This is a genomic window from Stenotrophomonas sp. GD03654 (assembly GCF_029845105.1).
Lineage (GTDB): Bacteria > Pseudomonadota > Gammaproteobacteria > Xanthomonadales > Xanthomonadaceae > Stenotrophomonas > Stenotrophomonas africana.
The window spans coordinates 1-6,073 of the sequence record NZ_JAOCLC010000128.1; the positions used below are offsets into that span (position 1 = coordinate 1).

The window sequence follows — 6,073 nt, forward strand, 5'->3', positions numbered from 1 at the left end:
GCCGGCCACCGGCCGGCACCACCCTGCGGTCTTCTATCCGCGCTTGCGGAACATCGAAATCACCGCAAGGATCAGGAACACCACGAACAGGATCCAAGCAATGTTCGTTGCGGCACCGGCGATGCCGGAGAAGCCCAGAACGGCGGCGATGATGGCGATGACAAAGAAAATGATGGCGTAATGCAGCATGGCGCTCCTCGCGGGTGGTCGAGCCTTGGATGGCGTGGGTCCATCCTCCCGATCCTGCGGTGTGCAACCAGTGATGGCGATCTATGCAGCAGATGAAGCCTTCAGCCTTCTCAGCCCTTCTTCAATGCTGACCTGCGGCACGTAGCCGAAGTCACGGCGCGCCGGCGCCATGCTGTACCAGTGCGGCGTGCACAGCTGCTCGGCCAGGAAGCGGGTCAGCGGCGGCTCGCCACGCAGGCGAAGCAGCGGCCACAACCGCTCGCAGACAGCGCCGATGCGGTAGGCGGTCTTGAAGCTGATCGCCTTGCCCACGGTGGGTGCGCCAACAGCGGCCAGCAGCTTGTTGACCAGCTCGCGCATCGGCAGCGGTTCGCCGTTGGAAATGAAGTAGGCCTTGCCCGCACACGCGGCGCCCGGCGCCAATGCCTCGAAAGCGAGGAAGTGCGCGAGCGCGGCGTTGTCGATGTACGTGGTATCCACCTTGTTGGTGCCATCGCCCACCAGGCGCAGGCGGCCCTGCCGCGCACGTTCGGCCAAGCGTGGCACCAGCTGCTGGTCGCCCGGGCCCCAGATCAGGCGCGGACGCAGCGCCACCGTCGCCAACGAGGCGTCATTGGCTGCCAGCACGCGTTGTTCGGCAATCGCCTTGGTCGCCGCATACGGTGCCTGGAAATCCTCGCCGTAAGGCACTTCGTCGGCGCCGAGGCCTTCCACCGGGTGGGTGGCGCGATGCGTCACGCTGGGCGTGGAGGTGTAGACCAGCCGGCCGATACCGTGCGCACGGCAGGCGGCGATCACGTTGTCGGTGCCGACCACGTTGGCCTGGTGGTAGCTGTCATAGCTGCCCCACGCCCCGGCCTTGGCACCGTTATGGAATACCGCGTCAACGCCGGCCACCGCGTGCAGCACCGCCTGCGCATCGGCCAGGTCGCCACGGATCTGGCCCACGCCCATCGCCTGCAGCTCCGGGTAATGGCTGCGGTTGAACGCCAGGACCTGGTGGCCACGTTCGACCAGCCCGCGGCACAGCGCCTGGCCAAGGAAACCACCACCACCGGTGACCAGGATCTTCATGCGCGCTTCTCCAGTTCAGCGCTGGCCCAGACGGCGAGCTTCTCGCGGCCGATCTTGGCGTTGTGACGGATATCGACGGGGAACGATGGATGCACCAGGAAGTGCTGCAGACCGGCGTCTGCCACACGGGCTGCGGCATGCGCACGCAGCGCTTCCTGCAGTGCCGGGCTGTCGGACTGGCCACGCTGCAGTTCCACGCACAGCACCGGTACCTGCGCACCCGGGGCACCAACGCCGACCAGTGCGGTACGTGCCACGCCTGCGACGGTGTTGAACACCGGCTCGACCTGTTCGGTGTACAGGGGGCCGTGCGCGGTTTCCACGCGCTGCGTCTTGCGCCCGCAGAACCACAGGCGGCCCTGCGCATCGAAGTAACCGACGTCGCCCATGCGATGCACCACGCGCGTGCTGCCATCGGCCAGCGTCTCGCGGATCTTCGCCGCGGCCGTGGCCTGCGGGCGGTTGAAGTAGCTGTCGGTGGCGGTCGGTCCGGCCACGGTGATCTCGCCCACTTCGCCGGTGGCCAGCACGCGCACCTGCGACCAGTCCGGCAGCGGTGCGTCATCGATGGCGATGATGCGCACCTCGTTCGGCTCGACCACGCTGCCCACGCAGGTCCCGGCGCCGGCTTCGGTAGCGGCACGGGTGCGCTCCAGCTCGCGGCCCTCCACCACTGCCACCGGCAGGCACTCGGTGGCGCCATAGGGCGTCCAGAACTGTGCGTCGGCGGGCAGCAGGCTGCGGATGGTGGCGACCACGTCCGGCGGCACCGGCGCACCGGCCGACGTCACCCGGGTCACCGTCGGCAGCGGCCGGCCATGCTTCGCCAGCACCCGCATCAGCGCGGGCGAACCGAACAGCTGGGTCACGCCAAAACGCTGGATGGCATCGTGCAGGCGTGCCGGGTCGGCCTGCGCCGGCCGCGTCGGGTCCATGTCCGGGATCACCGAGGTCAGGCCCAGCGCCGGGTCGAACAAGGCAAACGGCGGGAAGGTCGGCAGGTCCACCCCGCCCGCTTCCATGCCGAAGGCACTGCCCAGCAGCTGGATCTGGCCGACGAAATGGCGGTGGCGGTAGACCACGCCCTTGGGCACGCCGGTGGAGCCGCTGGTGAACAGGACCGCGGCCATGTCCTCGCCGTCGGTGGCGGCCAGCATCGGCCCCCCATTGGCGCCGGCGCGCTCCAGCGCGGCCAGGGTGGTTCCGCCCCAGCCGAGGCGGCGGCCGACGGTCACCAGGCGAGTCGCCGAGGGCGCCCAGCGCAGCACCAGCCGTGCCACATGGGCCAGCGGAATGCCGATGAAGGCTTCCGGCTGCGCCTCGTCCAGGCACTGCTTCAGCGCGCGCCTGTCGATGCCCGGGTCGACCAGCACCGGCACCGCGCCCAGCTTGAACAGCGCGAACATCAACAGGAAGAACTCCGGCGAGGGCCGCACCATCACCACCGTGCGCACCCCGCGGCCGATCCCGTAGCCGGCCAGGCCGGCGGCCATGGCGTCGCTGCGGGCATCCAGCTGGCGGTAATCCAGGGTGACGTCGTAGGCGGCCATGCCGTTGCCGGCGCCCCGGCGGCCGGGGCAGCGGATGGCGATCTGGTCGGGGCGTTCACGCGCCAGTTCAGGCAAACGGGCCGCAATATTGCAGGGTCGGTTCATCCGTTCATTGTCGCCGCTTACGGAATTTCTTGCGCGGCGGCCCACTTCGTGGAAAATCCGCACCCTCGTTCCTGATTCCGACTGCCGCCCGAGGCGGCTTGCCCATGCAACATCCCTGCATGACCTGCGGCGCCTGCTGCACCCAATACCGCGTGGCCTTCCACTGGATGGAATCAGACGAGGTCACCCCCGGCGGCGTGCCGCACCAGCTGACCGAGGTGCTGGACCCGCACCGCCTGTGCATGCGCGGCACCCATTCCAAACCGGTGCGCTGCGTGGCACTGGATGCGCAGATCGGCGTGTATTCACGCTGCACCATCCATCCCAACCGGCCCAGCGTGTGCCGCGAGGTGGATGCATCGTGGGAGTACGGAAAGGCCAGCCCGCAGTGCGACAAGGCGCGCATCGCCTATGGCCTGGATCCGTTGACGCTGGCCGACTGGCGCTGGCGCGATGACGCCGACAATGATGACGACCATCCCGATGACAACGGCAACAGCCCGTCTTCGCCGCCGCAGGCACCGGTCGCAGCGTAGTGGTCGTGCCGACCGCTGGCCGGCAACCTCATGAACCCGGCCGGTGTGCCGACCAACGGTCGGCACCTACCCATTACCTCTTCCGGTGGGTGCCGACCGTTGGTCGGCACACCGCTCAGATCGGGTTCTTGTCCAGGAACGCGCGGATCTCCGGCACCAGCACCTCGTGCTTGTCTTCCAGCACGTAATGCCCGGCATCCTCGAAGGCATGCACCTGCGCCTTCGGCAACGCGGCCTGGAAACCCTTCAGGAAGTGGTGGTCGAACACGAAGTCGCGCAGACCCCAGCCGAGGAAGGCCGGGCGGTCGGCGAACGACGGCAGCGCCTTGCCGGCGCGTTCCAGCAGCGACCAGGCCTTGTCGGCCGGCGACAGCGGAATGTCCTGCATGAAGCGGATGGTGCTGATGCGGTTGGCGTAGCTGTTGTACGGCGACACGTAGGCGCGGCGCACATCGGCCGGCATCTTGCGCTCCACGCCCAGCCACGACGCACCGGACGAGAACGCATTGAAGGTGCGGATGATCCACTCGCCGATCTTCCAGTGACGGCCCAGCGCGATCTGCCACGGCATCTTCTTCGCCGCCGGCATCGGGAACGCGGCCGTGTTGAGCACCACCAGGCGCTTGACCTGGTCATGGTGCGACAGCGCCCAGCCGAAGCCGATCATGCCGCCCCAGTCGTGCACGGCCAGGGTCACCGGGCCGGTGATGCCCAGGTGCTTGAGCAACGCGTCCAGATCATCCACGCGCGACTGCAGCGTGTACTCGTAGCGGCTGTCATCGGGTTTGTCCGACAGGCCCATACCGATATGGTCCGGCACGATGCAGCGGTATGTGTCCGACAGGCCGGCCACCAGCGTGCGCCAGTAATAGCTCCACGACGGGTTGCCGTGCACCATCACCACCACCTCGCCGTCGCGCGGGCCTTCGTCGAGATAGTTCATCGACAGGCCCGGGCGAACCTCGAAGCGCTGCGGGTGGGCGGGGTAACCGGGAAGATCGCGCATGCGGAGTACCTGGAGAGAATCGCGGCGCGGTGTAGAGCCGAGCCGATGCTCGGCTGTTCTCCGGTCCGCTGCGGAAGAGCCGCGCTGCGCGCGTGAGCCGAGCATGGGCTCGGCTCTACAGGGGGTCTTACCAGACCACTTCGGCCATCGAGCAGTTCAGGCCGGAACCAATGCCCAGAAGCGCGATGCGATCGCCCTTCTTCAGCTTGCCCAGCTGCTTGAGCTTGCTCAGCACGATCGGCACCGAGGCCGGGCCGATGTTGCCGTGCTCACCGAAGATGGTCATGACCTTCTTCGGGTCGATGCCGAAGTTCTTGATGAACGCAGCCGTGTGCGGCTGGCTGACCTGGTGGATCACGAACTGGTCCAGCTCTTCCACGGCCCAGCCCAGGGCGATCTTGGCGGCGGTGAAGGTCTTCTGCGCCAGCTTGATGCCTTCGATCAGCAGCAGGCGGGTGTCGGTGACCATGCGGTCCAGGTTGCCCAGGCACAGCTGGTTCCACTCGGTGGCCGAACGGGTGACACCGCCCTTGTAGCGCGGCGCGTCCGGCACCAGCTCAGAGCGCGCCATCACCATCGCCGCAGCACCCGAACCGGTGGTCAGCGCCGCCAGTTCGTTGCGGAAGTCGTCGGCGGTGACGTCCGGGGCAGTCATGCGCTCCAGGGTCTTCTCGTACACCAGGTTGGCGGTCTCGCCATCCACCACCAGCGCGTAGTCGATGTCGCCGCGCTCGATCATGCGCGCCGCGATGTCCATGCCGTTGATGAAGGCCAGGCAGGCATTGGCGACGTCGAAGGTCATGCACTCGTCGCTGACGCCGAGGTTGCCCGACACGATGGAGGCGGTGGACGGCTCCAGGTAGTCGCGGCTGACCGAGGTGTTGACCAGCAGGCCGACCTGCGTCGCATTGATGCCCGCGTCTTCCAGCGCCTTGCGGCCGGCCATGGTGGCGGCATCGGACGCCAGCACGCCGTTGTCCCACAGGCGGCGGGCATGGATGCCGGCGATATCGCCGAGCACGTCGGTGCGGATACCGAGGCGATCCAACGTCGGCTGCAGCCGCTCGTTGATTTCCTTGGTCGTCAGCGTATGCGGCGCATCAACGTGTGCCAGGCCGGCGATCGAGACATTCTTGAAGAGCATCGAGGTTAGCGCCAAGGCTCAGGCAAAAGGGGGCGCTATTCTATAACCCCCGGGGCCTTCACCGCATCTTTACGAATTCAGGCTTGGCCGTATGGTGAAGCGTTCAGCGCGGCGGGCACTGGAAAGCGGCAAAGCGCTGGCTGCCATCGGCGGGGGCTGCGGCGGCCTGCACGGCATTGGCGCCGGCGCTCGGGGCCTCGTTGCGGGCCAGGGTTTCCAGCTCTTCCTGCACGCGCAGCGGGTTGCGGTTGTAGAAGCCGACCTTGCTCTTCACGGTGACCACTACCTCGCCCTTGGCGATGCAGCCGGCCGGAACCGGACCTGCCGGCAGCACGCGGGTCGCCTTGCCGGCCGGTTCGATCGGCACCCAGGTACAAGCGGTGACGGTGAGCAGCAGGGAGGAAAGCAGCAGAACGCGCATGGGCAGATCCTGGAAGGGTATGGGGAGATTCTGCCTGAACAGCCTGAA

Annotated in this window: 7 protein-coding genes; 1 reads left to right on the forward strand and 6 read right to left on the reverse strand. The window is 67.5% G+C overall.

Annotation, left to right across the window (positions count from 1 at the left end; translation table 11 throughout):
- Window positions 1-33: 33 nt before the first annotated feature.
- The 3 genes from N5J73_RS23855 to oleC form a co-directional block, all read right to left on the reverse strand.
- Window positions 34-189, reverse strand: a complete 156-nt coding sequence (locus tag N5J73_RS23855; RefSeq protein WP_005407633.1) for a DUF1328 domain-containing protein — start codon at window positions 187-189, stop codon at window positions 34-36.
- A gap of 81 nt (window positions 190-270) precedes the next feature.
- Complete coding sequence (gene oleD / locus N5J73_RS23860; RefSeq protein ID WP_049446170.1) at window positions 271-1,263, reverse strand: 2-alkyl-3-oxoalkanoate reductase; 993 nt, start codon at window positions 1,261-1,263, stop codon at window positions 271-273.
- Window positions 1,260-2,918, reverse strand: coding sequence for an olefin beta-lactone synthetase (gene oleC, locus N5J73_RS23865; RefSeq protein ID WP_049446168.1), 1,659 nt, complete (start codon window positions 2,916-2,918; stop codon window positions 1,260-1,262). Before oleC ends, oleD begins: the two co-directional genes overlap by 4 nt.
- Window positions 2,919-3,022: 104 nt before the next feature.
- On the opposite strand from oleC, the gene N5J73_RS23870 reads away from it, so the two are divergent.
- Window positions 3,023-3,454, forward strand: coding sequence for a YkgJ family cysteine cluster protein (locus tag N5J73_RS23870; protein ID WP_029380125.1), 432 nt, complete (start codon window positions 3,023-3,025; stop codon window positions 3,452-3,454).
- Window positions 3,455-3,569: 115 nt separating this feature from the next.
- Here N5J73_RS23870 and N5J73_RS23875 read toward each other — a convergent pair whose 3' ends face one another.
- From N5J73_RS23875 to N5J73_RS23885, 3 genes are all read right to left on the reverse strand, one after another.
- Entirely contained in the window at window positions 3,570-4,460 is an 891-nt protein-coding gene (locus N5J73_RS23875) for an alpha/beta fold hydrolase (protein WP_049446167.1), read from the reverse strand.
- A 127-nt stretch (window positions 4,461-4,587) separates the two neighbouring features.
- Entirely contained in the window at window positions 4,588-5,604 is a 1,017-nt protein-coding gene (locus N5J73_RS23880; protein WP_004135358.1) for a 3-oxoacyl-ACP synthase III, read from the reverse strand.
- A 103-nt stretch (window positions 5,605-5,707) separates the two neighbouring features.
- Window positions 5,708-6,025 carry a DUF4156 domain-containing protein gene (locus tag N5J73_RS23885; RefSeq protein WP_005407628.1) on the reverse strand — a complete coding sequence of 106 codons (318 nt, stop codon included), beginning with the start codon at window positions 6,023-6,025 and terminating at the stop codon, window positions 5,708-5,710.
- Window positions 6,026-6,073 lie beyond the last annotated feature (48 nt).